Genomic DNA, 15,477 nt, shown 5'->3' with positions numbered 1-15,477 from the left:
CGTGCACTGACGTATCATGGGCGTGCCGACCTCATGGCTTTCACCATGGTGTCGTTGGAGCATGACCTAATCTTGGACAAATACCTGCTTTTCACCCCTGGCCCTGTGAATGTGGCCCAGACTTTGCGTGCCGCGATCAGCAAGGAAGATATCTGTCATCGTGAACCCGATTTTGATAACCTTCTTAGAAGCATCGAACATAAATTAATTTCACTGTTTCAGATCAGAAACCGGGCGCGGTATCGTGCCGTGGTGATCACAGGCTCTGGCACGGCAGCAAACGAGGCAATATTGTCTTCTGTCGTAGGCAAAGGCGCGATCTTGATCCTGTCGAACGGTGAATTTGGCGAGCGGTTGCACAAAACCTCTTTGATCCACAATAAGCGCACCCATTTCCTCGAAATGCCGTGGGGCACGCCCTTCGATGTGTCGAAAATCGAAACCTACATGGCAGCGCATAAAATTGATGTCGTCGCCATGGTCCATCACGAGACCTGTTCGGGCATGTTGAACCCGCTCGCCCAAATTGGCGCTTTGGCCAAAAAGAACGGCGCGTTGTTCGTAGTGGATGGTGTCAGTTCTGTTGGCGCAGAGGTCATCGACATGGAGGCCTGCCACATCGGCTTCGTGTCCAGCTCAAGCTCCAAGGCCATAGGCTCCTATCCGGGGTTGTCCTTTGTCGTTGGGCGCAAAAAGCACTTCAAACGACTGAAAAGACATGCTGCGAAAACGACCTATCTGAACCTTGCGACCTTCTATGCTTTCTTGAGAAATCACAGCCAGACGCCCAATACACCCGCTGTCCCATTGTTCTTTGCACTGGAACAGGCACTGACAGATATTCTGCGCGAAGGTGTCATTAAGCGTTATGCGCGCATCAAGGCACGGGCTGATCAGCTACGTGTGGGTATGCGTCGGCTCAATCTCGACTTTTTGATTGACGAAGGTGACATGTGCTCGATTTTGACAACGGTTCGTATGCCGCTGACTTTATCAGTCCGCGACCTGCGTGAACGTCTACGTGAAAAATCCATCATCATATACGAGGGCAAAGGCTGCTTTACTGGCAAGGTTTTTCAAGTCGGAAATATCGGTGAGTTGTCCGACTATGACATCCGGTTCTTTCTTGCCACGCTCAAAGATGTGTTGGTGACATTGCAGGCCGAGGTGGCCGATATCGTAACACCTGTCCGTCCAAAAGACGCGAACCTGATCTTGCTGCCAAAACCTGACCGCGTGTTCGCCAAGGTGGTATCATGACAGTTAAACTAACAAGACTTTGGGCCACAAAAACCCGCGACGATGAATGGTGGTCATCATTCGTTACATCGCCCCTCGCCATCATCGCCAATTACGGTGCTGTTAGCATCCCTTGGATTACGCCGAACCGCGTAACAGCGGCATCCTTTCTGGTCGCGGTGGTCGCGGCGATCGGGATTATTATCGGCGGCACCGGATGGTTCATCGCAGCGGCCGTCCTAATCCACATTAGCCATATCCTCGATTGTATGGATGGGCAGATGGCCCGGTATCGAAAGGTGTCCTCCCCCATCGGAAGCTACTATGATCGTCTTACAGACCAAGTGCAGGTCATGCTGTGGTTCGGTGCCGTGAGCTACGCCGCTTATGTGCAAACAGCCAGCGTGATCCCCGTATTCCTCGCTATGATTGGCATTGGCTTCTATAATTTGCGGGGCTACGCAAAGTATGTCTCACTCGAAATCGAAACCGCTAGCGATCCCGATTACCCCACACGAATGGCGGGGCTAAAACAGGTCGAAATCACAGCGGGTCTGGGCTTTTCCCTCCAGGAAAACTGGTCGTGGTTCCTGAGGGAGCAACGCAAAATACTCGCCTTTGATGAAGGCGTCTTCATCTTCATGCTCTCAGTCGGCCTGATCTTCGATCAACTCGTCCCGATGCTTTTGGTCTTTGCGGCAAGCCAAGTTTTCTGGGGCACCTACAAGTCCTGGCTCAGGGGTAAAAACATTGGCGAAAGCCACAAACATCGCTTCGAAAAATAATCTTTCTCACCCCGGCACGAATAGGAAAACATCACATGAATCACGAAATTACCCGCCCCCCTATGGCCGTAATTCTGGCAGCTGGCATCGGTTCACGGCTTAGCCCTCTGACGGATAATTGTCCCAAAAGCCTGCTGTCCGTCGGCGGGTCCGTCATTCTGGAACGAATGATCCGTCACTGCCTAAGCTGTGGTCTGTCGCAGTTTGTTCTGGTGCTTGGCCATCGGGCGGACGAAATTAAACAGTTCATCGACAAAACTTTTAGGGGTATCCGCGTCACCTATGTGATCAACGAACGGTACCGCGACACGAACACAGGCTACTCTTTGATGCTGGCCGCGCCCGCCATTGGCGCGGCCGAGTTTATCAAGTTCGATGCTGACGTCGTATTTGACGTCAAAATCTTACGCCAGCTTGTTGATACTAATCAGCCAAACGTGCTGTGCATCGACCGGAACATCGCACTTGAGGATGAAGAAGTTAAAGTCATCACAGACGACGACCTGCAGGTCCTTGAAGTCGGGAAAACTGTAGATCCGAAGTTGGCATTGGGTGAATCCATCGGGATCGAAAAGATCAGCTCTCAGACCGGTCCTCTTCTTTTTGCCGAACTCGCAAAAATGATGGAAAACTACGCGAACCTACAAGAATATTACGAGGCAGCTTATGCACGTCTGGTAGGGCAAGGCGTGGTTTTCCGCGCTCTTGATATTACGGGCCTGAACTGGACAGAGATCGATACCGCCGAAGATTTCGCGGCGGCAAACGCAATGTTTGGATCCCCGGTCATAACCATTTCGCGCGGCCAGCAAAGGGCGATAGACGAAGCGCCCAAAAAAGCGGTTAAGCTAACGTAGGCCTGTCAGATCAAGACCACTTTTGCCCAAGACAGGCAAAGGTATACGACCGCAGCAATGCCCCTGCCATTCCGGCACCGGATCGCTGCATACCGGAAGGACATCCCATGGCTAAAGGCAAGAACAGTAAGAAAGAGGTCAAGAAACCAAAGCAAGAAAAGGCCAAGGTTTTAGCGACGGCAAATTCTCTGACGGGTAAGCCGACGGTAGCGATTGGCGGGAAAAAAGTGAAGTAACCGCCGATACTGCTCCCCTAATTATCAGGTTAACCATACGCCCTAGTTGAGCGATCCATTCAACTAGGGCGCATTGACCTGCCCTCATAGACTTTCCTCACTTTAATGTAGAGTTTGCTCAGCTTTAGAAGGAGCAAACAAATGTGACAGAGTCGTTTTACCGAGGCCTAGATTATTGGTATAATCTATAGCGTAAGAAGTATTTCGGACAGTGCAGACCAGTGCGTAGCTGCCGTTCGCGATTTACGTAGCGAAGGCCAGGCTTCCACCCTTAGGGTCAATCAACACGAACGGCCCAGAGCCGACCTTGTCCGCACTTCTCGACCCGTCGACTGAAGATCTGTAAGATGAGATTAATCACAACGTGAGGAGGATACGCAGATGCGAGGATTTTTTTGGGGGCCTTTGTTGGTAATGATCGCCACAGCCGCTGCGGCGGACGACGTCGGTATTTCCGCGGACACCATGAGCGTCACCGTTCAAACAGTTAACGGTCCCGTCGAGATCATGCGCAACCAGGATACCGAAGCGCGTTTGGGTGAGCCTTGGGTCAGAACCTCACGGCCCTGTCCCAATTTCTGCATCCAACCGATGAGCCCTGCCCCTGGCGTGACAACGATTGGAGAATTGGAGGTGCTGGAGTTCCTGCAGTCCAGTGATGCCGTGCTCGTCGACGGACGCATACGCCCGCAATACGAGCAGGGCACTATTCCGGGAGCAATCTCTGTACCCTATACCGAAGCTGCCGACAGGCTGGGCGAGTTTGGGTGCGAGATCGATTTCGATGGTTGGATTTGCGAGGCTGAAGTTCCTGCGGTCGTGCTATTTTGCAACGGCCCTTGGTGCGGCCAGTCACCAACCGCAGCGCGTCGTATGATCGAAGCAGGCTTTCCTGCAGAGAAAATCTATTACTACCGAGGCGGCATGCAAAGTTGGAACATGTTGGGGCTGACCGTCATACCGGGTGCTTCCTGATACACTGCATCGCTGTCGTGGAAAATCGTGAGGCGTTCGTTTCGGCGACATTCTCCGAGTTCAGTACAGACTGATCGATGCGGACTTCCAATTGAGAACAATGGCGCTTTGCAGCAAACGGTAGATGACAGCCCATCTTGCCGGAATGCTGCAAAGCCATTTATGACTGCGCCCCTATATAGGATCTCAGGCAGTTGAGACCCAGATAATGGCGCTTATTCTGAAGAGGCCGCACCCGAAACATATTTTGCGCTAAATGACTTTTCACCGAGACGCTCAATGAGGCTCAGTTGAAGCTCAAGCCAGCTTTTGTGCCCCTCTTCATCAAGCACGATCTGTTCGAAGAGAGTCCGAGAACCAATATCACCAGTCTTCATCGCATGTTGGGCAGCAAGAGTGTAAAACTCAATTGCTTCTTCCTCGTCGGCCAAATCAGATTTGAACATATCGACAAGGGAGTCGGCTTGAACAGGTTTCTTGTAAAAGTCTAAATCAGGCTTTCCGTTGAAGAACATAATTCTTGCAATGTACAAGTCAGAGTGTCCCAACTCCTCTTGCATTTCTGTTCGCATTTGGGCCGCAAGTTTATCCAAGCCCCAATCATCGAGAACATGGGCGTGCAACTGATATTGATGAGCAGCTGTCAATTCCATGTGTAGTGCTTTTTGTAGATAATCCATTGTTTCGATGTCGGACATTTTCTCGCTCCATTTTCAAAGATTATACACTTTCAGTAATGTGAATATGAACACGATCTAAGCGACGGTACGTTGATCTACATCAACCCCTACCAGTATCCAGCCAGCAGGATCGCGTCGACGGTCGGCGGGGCTTCAAACGTGCTGCTTTACAAATGCTTTGATGTCGGCTGCGGGGCGTGCGCCCGAAAGTCGGGCAACCTCCCGTCCTTTAGAATATAGTATTAGAAGTGGAATGCCGCGGATCTGTAGACGCTGGGACACTGCCGGAAACTGCTCCGTATCAATCTTGGCGAAACGGCACTCATAACGAAGCGCTTCAGCAGCCTTGGCAAATTCCGGGGCCATCATTTTACACGGTCCGCACCACGGTGCCCAATAATCCACTATGAGCGGCATATCGTCAGACCGAGTGGCTTTGTCATGGATCAACACATCAACCGCCCCTACTTTACCCGCGACCAGAGGCGCTGCGCACGTCGCGCATTTGGGCCCGGCCTGAAGCTTAGCCGAAGGAATTCGGTTTACTTGCCCACACGATAAGCAAGTAAGTAAAACTGCGTTTTCCATACTCAAGATCCTCTACTTTTCGACCAGGCACCCGCGCCGTCTCGATAAGATAATATTCGTCGTTTCCGACTATCCTTTACCCTTAGATATACAAATGCGCGAACGATTGACTTTCATCAAACCGCCAACGCTCGGTATCGATATACTGCGTTACATATAATAGCGCAGCTTGCGCATCACACGGCTTAGGAGGCACATGATGACACATGAAACCAAACTCGCTGGTGCGCTCCTTGATCCACAGGACTTTTACAAAACCCCCAATGATGTTCTGAGCGATCCTGACCTAACCGACACCCAGATAATCGAGGTTCTTCGTCGTTGGGAATACGATGCAAGCGAGGTTAGTGTCGCTGAAGAAGAAGGTATGGCCCATACTGATGGCATTACACTCTATCAGGTCTTGCAAGCTCTGCACCAGCTGGTCCCTGATATCGACTCGGATCGACGCCCACCCACCAAACAAGGCGGGCTGGACCGTGCTGCGCTTGGATCTCATCTCAAGAAGGCCTGACTAGGCATCCGGCTGCTGACGAACGGCCTGCCAGTTGTCGCGTTATGGTCAGATGTCCACTGCCTTCAACACTTTGACAACCTGTTCTCGCGCACCAACTCAGCCCCGGCAAGCCCCCGATAGCCGAGGTTCGTACACTCGGCGGCGAACAGCAGCCTCCCGCCCTTGGTAAAGGCGGCAGCTTACGGCCCGAAGCGAATGTTGGCCACGTCGTAAAGCACGGCAGGATTGAGCCCATTGCGTTCCTCAACACAAACGGCGCAAATCAGATATGCGTTACTGTTTGCGCCAATATCTGCTTTGCTTGAAAACCAACACGAGAGTAGTCTTCGAGCCCAACATATAAAAACCATGCATGGTATCGACCGGACAGACCTTAAATAAACCGATAAATCTCGGGTGGACTAGCTTAATCTGTTTCGACCTCAGGCCAAAGCCCGTGATCCAGGCCCTGCAGAAAAGGGGCCAGTAACTTTCGGCGATCCTGCCACTTTCCAATAGATTGCTTGTGAATAGGCGTACGCAACTGATTGGCGCTCATTGTCAGGACCTGGGACGTCGTTTGATCCGGCGATGCCATTTGAGAGTTCCATTCGATCCCGCAATGCTCGGCAAGCTTGCGACCTTCGCCTTCAACGCCCTCAACCAAAGCCTCATAGCGGATATCGTAGATTTGCCCCGGGAATACCCTATGCCAATGTTGCATCATGCGAGCGTATAGATTGAAGTAATCGGACATGGCCTTCCGATCATAGGTATAATTCAGCGCTGAGCTTGAGAAATGGGCCTGGAACATCGAAAGGGCGATATCGCGCGGATCCCGCCGGACGTTCACGATTTTAGACTCGGGATATATTGACTTGAGGAAGCCAACAATCCTGAAGTTTGCAGGCATTTTATCGACATAGGCCTGTGCATGAATAGGCAGTTCAGGGAGCAACCGGACGTCCTCGGCCCTCAGCTCTTCGATCTCCTGCGCAGTAAATGGCAGGCCGCGATGGATTGTCTCTTCGAGAAGAAAGCCGATCGTGCCGCGTTCACCCAAGGGAACGACCTTCTCGTGGCGTCCAAGCATCGCCTCCACCAGAGTAGTACCCGATCTTGGCAGGCCAAAAACGAAGATCGGCGTCGGTGCGGTACAGGTTTCCTGTTTCGGTGGCAGAGCATTGGGAAAACGTTTCAGTATACCCTCAGCGGCCTCGCGTTCGGCTTTCGCATTATAGCGGCTGCGGTTGGCGAAGAATTTATTTGCTTGGATAATATCTCGATCTGCCTGTTCACGCGCGCCCTTGCCCGAAAGGATATGAAAACGAGCGAAAAGCAGAAAGGCTTCGTCTTCCGAACCTTTGCCAACACGGGATAGCACGTCGGCAACCTGTGGCTCCAATTCAGCCAAGTCTTCGCCCTTCAGCATTTCACTTAAAGCTTTCAACGCGCTGGCCTGAGAGGGTTCCAAGCTCAACACATGCCTATATCGGGCAATTGATTGCTCCGTTTTCCCCATCTCTGAAAATTGCGCCGCGAGGCGCAGCTGCGCGCTTATGTTGCCGGGATCAATCTCCACAGCGCGCAGGGCAGTGTTCAACGCATCATCGAACCTCAGATGGCGCGCCAGCGGCAAACTCATGCGCGTCAGCGTCTCCGCATCCTGCGGATCGATTGAAATTACTTTTTCGTAGTCTTCCAATGCATCAGCGATCAACCCAAACTGAAGCCTAATGAATGCCCTAAGCTTGTAGCCTGTTTTGTCCTCTTGATTGCCTGCAATGTATCGCATTGCTGCCGCCAGAGCTTCCTGTTTTCTATTCAGAGCCGCTAGACCCTGTGCTTTCAAATATAGGACATCAGGTGTTTCAGGCACGGCATGCAGGGCGAGAAGCGCATTCTCGTACTGTCCCATAAGCAAGTAGGTTTGAGCCAAGTTCTTTCGAGCTTCTGCATAGCTGGGGTCCAAGAGAATGGCCCGCTTGAAACTGTTGACCGCTTCGCCGGGGCGCGACATTGCGCTGAGTGCTATGCCGGCCAGATTATCGGGGACAGGGGACCCCGGCGCTTCCTTTTGCGCCTTGCGCGTATATTTTAAAACGTTCTTGAATCGGCGCTGCGCGAGCTCCTGTTGGGCCAGCACAATATTCGATACGGCTGATAGCAAAAAGGTCGCTCCTTAATTACAGTCCTGGCAAGACCTTTTGCACAAGTAGCTGCCGCAATTGCCCTGTAGCGAACCCACTAGGGTTCGTACGGCTGGCAATTCATCTGCGTGTGAAGAGTCTTAGAATCAATTTCATGGTAAATTCTGACATTCAAATGGTATTGCTGAACGGCGGTGCCATCCGCACTACAAACCTTTGTGAACGCTGCAGAAATAGGCAACTCCCTGCCTGTCGTGGATGGCTGCGGCTGACGGCGGCAGCTGAAATTCGTTAGGACCACGTCTAAAGTCGGCTTACGGCGGGATGGTGGTCCTTCGCTACAAGGGAGATATGGAACGCAAATCTCCCGCGTTGCAGACCTCGGTACAAAACGCATTGAACTCCCGATTCCCGCCCTTCGCGACCAGTGTCGCTTCTGGCCAACAGCGGGCATTTGGACACCAAGCTTCTTGCCGCATATCAAGGAACCTCTCTGAAGATCGCGATCACACGGCAATCTCGCTTAGGTTATCTCTGAGAAACCCAAGAAACGCGCCTTCCAAAAAGAAAATGATCAGTTCGTAAGCTTCTCGTAAGCTTACGCTGGTCATGAGCACGCAAATAATCCTGCGAAAGCTCTGCTATGCCCTCTGTTAAGCCCCATTTATTCCGATCGTCCATTCTGCGCGAACGGATAAGCATCTCTCCGGTCATACTGACCGTTCTTGCCATCGCGTTCGTGTTCAGTGTCGACAATAGCACGTTCTGGTACATCGCCAGCGACGTCTTCTCGGGCCACTTACTTTCTCTTATCGGTTATATGGGGGCTGTGTTCTGCCTGACGCTGGGGGCCTTCAGCCTGTTCGCATTTCCGTGGACGGTCAAACCATTTCTAATTTCAATGCTAATACTGGCCGCCATGACGTCGTATTATGTCGATACGCTGGGCATCATAGTTGACCGCGACATGATCCAGAATGTCATGGTCACCACCGTAGCTGAATCCAGGCATCTGATAACGCTTGGCTACGTGACCCATGTTGTTGTCTTTGGTGTTTTCCCCTCGCTCTTTGTGATGTGGGTGCGCATTGCGCCGCAGCGACGGGTCAAGGCTGCTGTGACGCCGATACTGACGTGTGTTCTCAGCCTTGCTTTGGCGACAGGGTTGCTGATGGCAGATCTGAAATCCTATTCATCGATCCTGCGCGAACGGAAAGATTTCATGAGCAGTTACCAGCCCGGCGCGCCGCTGGTGGGCGCAATCCGATATGCCAAAATGATGTCGCGTTCGGCCAACTTGGTCCTTACCAGCACAGGTTTGGACGCAAGGGCCGGTTCTGCGTATGACGCGCCGCAAAAGCCTATGCTGACAATTGTCGTTGCCGGTGAAACCGCGCGGGCCCAGAATTTTAGCCTGAACGGATATGATGTCGACACCAACCCAGAATTATCCAAGCTGCCTATCATCAATTTCAGTAACACTCATTCGTGCGGCACTGCCACAGCTGTGTCGCTGCCCTGCATGTTTTCAAAGTTCAGCCGAGACAGCTATACCTTTGAAAAGGGCACGTCGACTGAGAACGTGCTGGATGTGTTGGGACATGCAGGGCTGCACGTCGAATGGTGGGACAACAACACCGGCGACAAAACGATTGCCGCGCGGTTCGGCACACGCACATTGACCAATCTCAAGAACCCAGAATTCTGTGCAACGGGTGAATGTATCGATGGCATATTTCTCGAACCGCTAAAAGAATACATAGCATCGGTCAACAAGGACACGGTATTGGTTCTGCACCAGATCGGCAGTCACGGGCCGACCTATTATCAGCGTTACCCAGCAGAATTTGAACGCTTCAAACCCGCATGCCGTACCGCAGAGTTCAAGAAATGCACGCCGAAGGAAATCACCAACGCCTACGATAACACAATCGCCTATACGGATCAGATGCTCGCCCGAACCATTAACATGCTGGCAGCAAATGAGGGATTGGCCACGTCGCTATTATATGTGTCTGATCACGGTGAATCGCTTGGCGAACGCGGGCTCTATTTGCATGGGGCACCCTATTTCATGGCACCTGAAACACAGACCCATGTGCCGATGTTACTTTGGATGTCTGACGCATTCCAATCCCGCTTTGGCATTGATGAAAGCTGTGTGGCCAAACAGAAGGACAAGGCGCTGTCGCATGACAATCTGTTCCATTCCTTGCTTGGGCTGCTTGATATCCACACAGCAGAGCGCAATCCCGATCTGGATATCTTTACATCCTGCAAAACAAACATTCAGGTGGCCAAGATATGAAGCCCGACATAACAAACCCACGTGAAAAACCTGCGCGGGTCACGGGGGCAGCACATTTATTTGCCGCTGCCGGCTATTCGATCGGGGGCATCCGACGGCTTTGGATGGAAACTGCGTTCAGGCATATCGTCGTTGCTCTGCCGCTCTGTGGTTTGCTCCTCTACGTCATGGATGCGGGTGTCGCAGATTTCCTTGTCCTGTTGATCCTTTTTTCGGGCCTCGTTGCGGTCGAGGCTCTGAATACGGCGATCGAATGCATCGTTGACCACTTAGCACCAAAATGGGAGGTTTTCGCCCGTGACGCGAAGGATCTGGGGTCACTTGCGACGATGTGTTTGCTCTTCGCCAATGGCGTTTTCCTGGGCGCGGTGATCTTGCGCTTTTACGGCATGGGGTGAAGGAAGTCCGATGAACAGATCAACTAAAATAGAATGCTTTATGCAAAAAAGCGTGATGATGTCAGCGGGGGCCGAACTGGCCAAAGCTCGTCAAGTAATTGGATAGAAGCACAATGCGCATATTGCTGATTGAGGACGAAAAAGCTCTGGCGCGTCCGCTGAAAGAGCATCTGGAAGATGATCATAACATCGTCGAATGGTTCTGTACGCTGGACGAGGCAGACGCCGCGCTGCGTACACTGGATTATGATGTGGTGCTTCTGGACCTGCACCTGCCTGATGGCGACGGGTTGGTATTTCTCAGCGAACTACGGGCGAAGGCGCTACGCACGCCGATCCTCATTTTGACCGCTCGCGACAAAGTCTCGGACCGGATTGACGGATTGAACCGGGGTGCCGATGACTATGTGATCAAGCCCTTCGATTTGGACGAGGTTAAGGCACGTATCCATACCGTGTGTCGACGCAGCGCCAACCAGATTGCGCAAACCGTTCATCTGCGTGATTTGGTGGTGAATCTGTCCGATCACACCGTCACGCGCGCTGCGGAACCCGTGCGACTGACGGCTAAAGAATGGGGCGTGTTTGAGACGCTTCTTCGCCGTAAGTCTCAGATTGTGCCAAAGGAGAGCCTTGAAGCGGCCATCTATGCCTATGGTGAAGAAGTTGAAAGCAATGCGCTGGAAGCACACATCAGCCGTCTACGCACTAAATTGGGCAAAGACCTGATCGTCACGCACCGCGGCATGGGATACGCTTTGACCTCATGACACTCCGCCGTAAAAGTTTGTTTCAGTCGCTGCTTGGTTCTTTGCTTTTGCCCGGGCTGGCCGTGATGGTGATCAGCGTTTTGATCGTCCACCATGTTTTCAAAGAAGAGTATGACGAGCTGCTCGATGCCAGCCTGATCGGCAAGGCGCACCTGGTGTTGGAATTTATCGAAACCACCCAAAGCTCCACCGATTTCGACGTGGGCCGCCTACTAAATTTTGAAAGCAAACTGCGAAAGCCGGATGAGCGCGCGTTGATGTGGTATCTCGATAGGGATGGGGAGGTCTATGCGCAGTCAAAGACCGTTGGAGGTTTCGCGCTTCCCGCGTCACTGGTTCCAGGACTTAGCACCACGCGCGGGCATCGCTTCATCATGCTACGCTCAGATCAGCCTGGGACGGGCAGCGTCGTGGTAGCCGAGCCGATGGTCGAACGCAACGAAGCGATAACCGATGTGGTGATCGGCGTCATTGCCGGTTTTGCCATGCTAGGAATGCTTTTTGGTCTGTCTTCCTTCTGGGCGGTTCGACGATCGGTCGCCATGATTGCCGAACTCAGCCGCAACATAGCTGAAAAGAACGAACACAACCTGTCCCCGATTGATCGCGAGAATGTATTTTCCGAGATCACCCCTGCGATTGACACACTCGACGCGCTGATGGCGCGACTTGACCGCGCGATGAATGCAGAACGTGCCTTTGCCACAAATGCCGCACACGAATTGCGAACCCCCGTTGCCATTTGTCAGGCACAGGCGCAACGACTTCGGGCAAAGCTCGATGAGCCCGCTCAAATCGAAAACATTGTCGAAATTCAAACCGCTCTGAAGCGACTGGAGCGCCTTATCGAACGCCTTCTGCAACTGTCGAGGGCGCAATCGGGGCTGGGCCTAAATGCGGTAATGACAGACGTAAATCCTGTGATCGCACTCCTTATGTCTGAAATGCGCACCCGAAGCCCCAATCCAGACAAGCTCCAGTTGAAGTTCCCCGAAGGACGCTTTTTAACCCGCGTTGATCCAGATGCGCTTGGTATCATCTTGAACAACATATTCGACAACGCCCTGAAGCACGCCCGCGGCCCTTCGCCAACAATTGTGGACGCCAGCCAATCAGGGCATGTTGCGGTCTCGAACGATTGCGACCCGTTATCCCGCGCAGACCTTGACCGCATCAAACAGCGATTCATCCGGCGCGACTTGCTGTCAAACGGATACGGACTTGGTCTGACGATTGTTCAGGATCTGTGTAACCAGTCCGGATGTAGACTTGAAATCTATGTGCCCCGGAAAAATAGCCCTCGCGGTTTTGCCGCTGTTTTGCACCTGCCAGATACAACCAGCCTTCATGCGTCCAGATTGACAGATCAGGGTGTTTACGGCATCGATCCACAAAGCGTTGAGATTGAATTGTAACGCTGCAATTCTCCCAAAATCTGACATCTGAATTGGAACAAATATGCCCACAATGATTCCAATTGATCGCAGGGCAAACCTGATGGGCAGTATTTGGATGATTGCTGCGATGGCCATTTTCGCCGTCGAAGACGCATTTTTAAAAGCGGCGTCAACGGTGCTGCCTGTCGGTCAAATCCTGATGATCTTCGGCTTGGGCGGTGCTGCGCTGTTCGCATGCTTGGCGCGTCTGAATAATGAACCTTTGTTTGTCCCGGATATCCTATCCCTGCCGATGCGCATCCGGGTGGTGTTCGAGATTGCAGGCCGGCTGTTTTATGTCCTCGCCATTGCGTTAACACCATTGTCTGCCGCAACCGTCATCTTGCAAGCCACTCCGTTGGTCGTGGTCGCCGGTGCAGCATTGGTGTTTGGCGAAAAGGTTGGTTGGCGCAGGTGGTTTGCGATCTTTATTGGTTTGATTGGGGTCGTTGTCATCGTTCAACCTGGAACGGACAGTTTTTCGGCCCTATCGATTTTGGCGGTTATCGGCATGATAGGATTTGCGGGGCGCGACCTGGCAAGCCGTGCTGCACCGGCAACACTCAGCACAGTCATTCTTGGGCTGTATGGTTTCTTGGCAATTGTCGCGGCTGGTGCGCTTTTTGCCGTTTGGCAAGGGGTGCCTTTCGTAGGCCCAGATGTTGGGACGTGGTTTTACTTATTGGGTGCGATCTTGGCGGGTGTCGTCGCCTATTCATGTCTGATGAAGGCAATGCGGACCGGTGAGGTATCCGCCGTCACACCGTTCCGATACACAAGGCTGCTTTTCGGGATCACATTGGGTGTTGTACTGTTCAACGAGCAACTGAGTCCGACGATGATACTGGGTTCCGGTTTGATCGTATTTTCGGGGCTTTTCATTCTTTGGCGCGGGAAATTGGCAAGGTAGCCGAGATACATCAGAGCTTGATCAGCTGATCCCCAACTTTGACGGTTCCGTCTTGCACGATTTTACAAAGAATTCCGCGCAATCGAAGATCGCGATTTTCGCGCCTGTTGATCCAGCGTAGACTATCGTTCCCGTACCGCTCATGCCACTTGATGCAACCGGTATTGAATTTATCGCTGACTTCTAGGATCGCGGAACCAGCACTTAACCGTGCGCCCACAGGTAGGTTCGCGGCACCAAGGTTCATGTCGACAACGATCGGATCGCCCGGATGAACCGTGTTTGTACGATCACGCCAACACAGATCCATGACCCGCTGCGCGAGAATGGATACCTGTATTCTGGGATCGGGTTCGCCGTCGGGCAGTGTTAACCACGGCTTTTTGGTCCATCTTTCACCGATAATCCCGCGCTCGACGGCCATCTCTAGCGTGTCAGGGAAAGTCCGAAGGCCGTAATCAGGTCGAAAGCACAATTGCCCAATTGTGGCACCGCTTTTAGGTGCTGCCAGAATGTGATCCAGCGCGGCGTTACATTCAGCAGTTGTCGCGTGCGCAGACGTATGCGGTGTCATCTTATCCAACCTCGGAAATCCCTGTCTCGTATCCCTACCCTTGGTCCTATGCCCAAACAAGGGCCGCTTCAAAGTCTCAAAAATCGATATTTTGTATACAACACGGTAGTAATTGCGTTTTCTCCGCACGAGGGCTAACGTTCTTACTATGGAACAACGCAGTGCTATCAATATAGCAAACTCTCTTGAGAAAATGATCTTTAACGCGACTTTTGCCGATGGTGACAGGCTCGACGAGGTGCGTTTGGCCGAACAGTTTGGCGTCTCACGCACACCACTTCGAGAAGCGTTACAGCGACTGGAAAGTTCTGGACTTGTCACGTTGATCCCGCGGCGCGGCGCCTTTGTACGTCAACCGGGCCCCTTAGAACTGTTTGAGATGTTCGAAGTGATGGCCGAGCTTGAAGCGGTCTGCGGTCGATTGGCCGCGCGGAGGATTTCAGACAAAGCATTTGATGAATTGCGCGCAGCAAATGCGCGGTGTCAAGCGGCATCGGACGCTCAGAATGCCGACCTCTATTACGACGAAAACGAAACTTTCCATGCCACCATATATCGCGAATCTGGCAACAGCTTTCTTGAGCAGGAAAGCCTGAAACTGCAAAAACGTCTGCGCCCTTTCCGGCGGCAGCAGCTGCGTTTGCGTGGCCGTATGGCACAGTCTATGGCCGAACATGAGGCCATTGTTGATGCGCTGGTATCTGGCGATTCAGAAGGAGCGGCCAACGCCCTGCGTAATCATGTCAGCGTTCAGGGCGAACGGTTTCACAGCCTGATGACAGGGCTTAGCGCCGCTGCAAGCTAAGGCCCTGACATAAAATCTGCCCCCTGCATATTTAAGTGGTGCCCAGTTTAGCATCTTAAACGTTACGAAAAATGTTCCCAGCCCTCACTCGATGGGCAGGGCTTGTTCAGTTGTGCATCGTACTTGGGTAGCAATATCCCGGCCCTGAAAGAGGCAAAGACATATTTATAAATTGCTTGACGGGTCATAAATGGCCAGTCTTGTATACAATAAGTTAAAATACAAATACAAATAATCTATCACCAACAGTGAGGACTGGATGACTATCAA

The 15,477-nt window shown here is 52.3% G+C and carries 16 protein-coding genes; 12 read left to right on the top strand and 4 right to left on the bottom strand.

Features of this window, described 5'->3' with window-relative positions:
• The 5 genes from WNY39_RS16950 to WNY39_RS16930 form a co-directional block, all read left to right on the top strand.
• Positions 1–1,260 (top strand): aminotransferase class V-fold PLP-dependent enzyme (locus tag WNY39_RS16950; RefSeq protein ID WP_342847424.1); only part of this gene is annotated, 1,260 nt, incomplete at its 5' end.
• Complete coding sequence (locus WNY39_RS16945) at positions 1,257–2,024, top strand: CDP-alcohol phosphatidyltransferase family protein (RefSeq protein ID WP_342847423.1); 768 nt, start codon at positions 1,257–1,259, stop codon at positions 2,022–2,024. The genes WNY39_RS16950 and WNY39_RS16945, both read left to right, overlap by 4 nt.
• Before the next feature lie 35 nt (positions 2,025–2,059).
• Positions 2,060–2,881 carry a phosphocholine cytidylyltransferase family protein gene (locus tag WNY39_RS16940; protein WP_341235671.1) on the top strand — a complete coding sequence of 274 codons (822 nt, stop codon included), beginning with the start codon at positions 2,060–2,062 and terminating at the stop codon, positions 2,879–2,881.
• Between the two features lie 107 nt (positions 2,882–2,988).
• Positions 2,989–3,117, top strand: a complete 129-nt coding sequence (locus tag WNY39_RS16935) for a hypothetical protein (protein ID WP_342847422.1) — start codon at positions 2,989–2,991, stop codon at positions 3,115–3,117.
• A 414-nt stretch (positions 3,118–3,531) separates the two neighbouring features.
• Positions 3,532–4,092, top strand: a complete 561-nt coding sequence (locus tag WNY39_RS16930; protein ID WP_342847421.1) for a rhodanese-like domain-containing protein — start codon at positions 3,532–3,534, stop codon at positions 4,090–4,092.
• Positions 4,093–4,307: 215 nt separating this feature from the next.
• On the opposite strand, the gene WNY39_RS16925 is transcribed toward WNY39_RS16930, so the two are convergent.
• Positions 4,308–4,790, bottom strand: coding sequence for a bacterioferritin (locus WNY39_RS16925; protein WP_342847420.1), 483 nt, complete (start codon positions 4,788–4,790; stop codon positions 4,308–4,310).
• A gap of 135 nt (positions 4,791–4,925) precedes the next feature.
• Complete coding sequence (locus WNY39_RS16920) at positions 4,926–5,360, bottom strand: thioredoxin domain-containing protein (RefSeq protein ID WP_342847419.1); 435 nt, start codon at positions 5,358–5,360, stop codon at positions 4,926–4,928.
• Positions 5,361–5,559: 199 nt separating this feature from the next.
• On the opposite strand from WNY39_RS16920, the gene WNY39_RS16915 reads away from it, so the two are divergent.
• The gene (locus WNY39_RS16915) at positions 5,560–5,874 is read left to right on the top strand and encodes a hypothetical protein (protein ID WP_342847418.1); all 315 of its coding nucleotides are present in this window, start codon (positions 5,560–5,562) and stop codon (positions 5,872–5,874) included.
• A 409-nt stretch (positions 5,875–6,283) separates the two neighbouring features.
• Here the strand turns inward: WNY39_RS16915 and WNY39_RS16910 are convergent, their stop codons facing one another.
• Positions 6,284–8,026: a sulfotransferase gene (locus WNY39_RS16910; protein ID WP_342847416.1), complete on the bottom strand. Its 1,743-nt coding sequence runs from the start codon at positions 8,024–8,026 to the stop codon at positions 6,284–6,286.
• 623 nt (positions 8,027–8,649) lie between these two features.
• Between WNY39_RS16910 and WNY39_RS16905 the strand changes: the two genes are divergently transcribed.
• The 5 genes from WNY39_RS16905 to WNY39_RS16885 all read left to right on the top strand — a co-directional run bounded on the left by WNY39_RS16905 (position 8,650) and on the right by WNY39_RS16885 (position 13,828).
• Positions 8,650–10,314, top strand: a complete 1,665-nt coding sequence (locus tag WNY39_RS16905) for a phosphoethanolamine--lipid A transferase (RefSeq protein ID WP_342847414.1) — start codon at positions 8,650–8,652, stop codon at positions 10,312–10,314.
• Complete coding sequence (locus WNY39_RS16900) at positions 10,311–10,712, top strand: diacylglycerol kinase (protein WP_341235419.1); 402 nt, start codon at positions 10,311–10,313, stop codon at positions 10,710–10,712. The genes WNY39_RS16905 and WNY39_RS16900 overlap by 4 nt, the downstream gene beginning before the upstream one ends.
• A gap of 113 nt (positions 10,713–10,825) precedes the next feature.
• Entirely contained in the window at positions 10,826–11,482 is a 657-nt protein-coding gene (locus WNY39_RS16895; protein ID WP_342847411.1) for a response regulator transcription factor, read from the top strand.
• Positions 11,479–12,897, top strand: coding sequence for a HAMP domain-containing sensor histidine kinase (locus WNY39_RS16890; RefSeq protein ID WP_342847409.1), 1,419 nt, complete (start codon positions 11,479–11,481; stop codon positions 12,895–12,897). The genes WNY39_RS16895 and WNY39_RS16890 overlap by 4 nt, the downstream gene beginning before the upstream one ends.
• 82 nt (positions 12,898–12,979) lie before the next feature.
• On the top strand, positions 12,980–13,828 hold the full coding sequence (locus WNY39_RS16885; RefSeq protein ID WP_342847407.1) for a DMT family transporter: 849 nt from the start codon (positions 12,980–12,982) through the stop codon (positions 13,826–13,828).
• 10 nt (positions 13,829–13,838) lie between these two features.
• On the opposite strand, the gene WNY39_RS16880 is transcribed toward WNY39_RS16885, so the two are convergent.
• Entirely contained in the window at positions 13,839–14,402 is a 564-nt protein-coding gene (locus WNY39_RS16880; protein ID WP_342847406.1) for a hypothetical protein, read from the bottom strand.
• Positions 14,403–14,550: 148 nt separating this feature from the next.
• Here WNY39_RS16880 and WNY39_RS16875 point away from each other — a divergent pair, with 148 nt between their 5' ends.
• Positions 14,551–15,207, top strand: a complete 657-nt coding sequence (locus WNY39_RS16875; protein ID WP_342847435.1) for a GntR family transcriptional regulator — start codon at positions 14,551–14,553, stop codon at positions 15,205–15,207.
• Positions 15,208–15,477 lie beyond the last annotated feature (270 nt).

Source organism: Sulfitobacter sp. AS59 (assembly GCF_038899995.1).
In the GTDB taxonomy this organism is placed as follows: Bacteria; Pseudomonadota; Alphaproteobacteria; order Rhodobacterales; family Rhodobacteraceae; genus Sulfitobacter.
Note: the sequence above shows the minus strand (reverse complement) of the source record. Positions and strands in the feature narration are given on the sequence as shown.

Bases quoted from the DNA above. Each gene is read 5' to 3' on its own strand.
- WNY39_RS16900 (WP_341235419.1), top strand. From the start codon at position 10,311: ATGAAGCCCGACATAACAAACCCACGTGAAAAACCTGCGCGGGTCACG.
- WNY39_RS16925 (WP_342847420.1), bottom strand. From the start codon at position 4,790: ATGTCCGACATCGAAACAATGGATTATCTACAAAAAGCACTACACATG.
- WNY39_RS16915 (WP_342847418.1), top strand. From the start codon at position 5,560: ATGACACATGAAACCAAACTCGCTGGTGCGCTCCTTGATCCACAGGAC.
- WNY39_RS16940 (WP_341235671.1), top strand. From the start codon at position 2,060: ATGAATCACGAAATTACCCGCCCCCCTATGGCCGTAATTCTGGCAGCT.
- WNY39_RS16920 (WP_342847419.1), bottom strand. From the start codon at position 5,360: ATGGAAAACGCAGTTTTACTTACTTGCTTATCGTGTGGGCAAGTAAAC.
- WNY39_RS16905 (WP_342847414.1), top strand. From the start codon at position 8,650: ATGCCCTCTGTTAAGCCCCATTTATTCCGATCGTCCATTCTGCGCGAA.
- WNY39_RS16935 (WP_342847422.1), top strand. From the start codon at position 2,989: ATGGCTAAAGGCAAGAACAGTAAGAAAGAGGTCAAGAAACCAAAGCAA.
- WNY39_RS16875 (WP_342847435.1), top strand. From the start codon at position 14,551: ATGGAACAACGCAGTGCTATCAATATAGCAAACTCTCTTGAGAAAATG.
- WNY39_RS16945 (WP_342847423.1), top strand. From the start codon at position 1,257: ATGACAGTTAAACTAACAAGACTTTGGGCCACAAAAACCCGCGACGAT.
- WNY39_RS16895 (WP_342847411.1), top strand. From the start codon at position 10,826: ATGCGCATATTGCTGATTGAGGACGAAAAAGCTCTGGCGCGTCCGCTG.
- WNY39_RS16885 (WP_342847407.1), top strand. From the start codon at position 12,980: ATGGGCAGTATTTGGATGATTGCTGCGATGGCCATTTTCGCCGTCGAA.
- WNY39_RS16890 (WP_342847409.1), top strand. From the start codon at position 11,479: ATGACACTCCGCCGTAAAAGTTTGTTTCAGTCGCTGCTTGGTTCTTTG.
- WNY39_RS16880 (WP_342847406.1), bottom strand. From the start codon at position 14,402: ATGACACCGCATACGTCTGCGCACGCGACAACTGCTGAATGTAACGCC.
- WNY39_RS16930 (WP_342847421.1), top strand. From the start codon at position 3,532: ATGATCGCCACAGCCGCTGCGGCGGACGACGTCGGTATTTCCGCGGAC.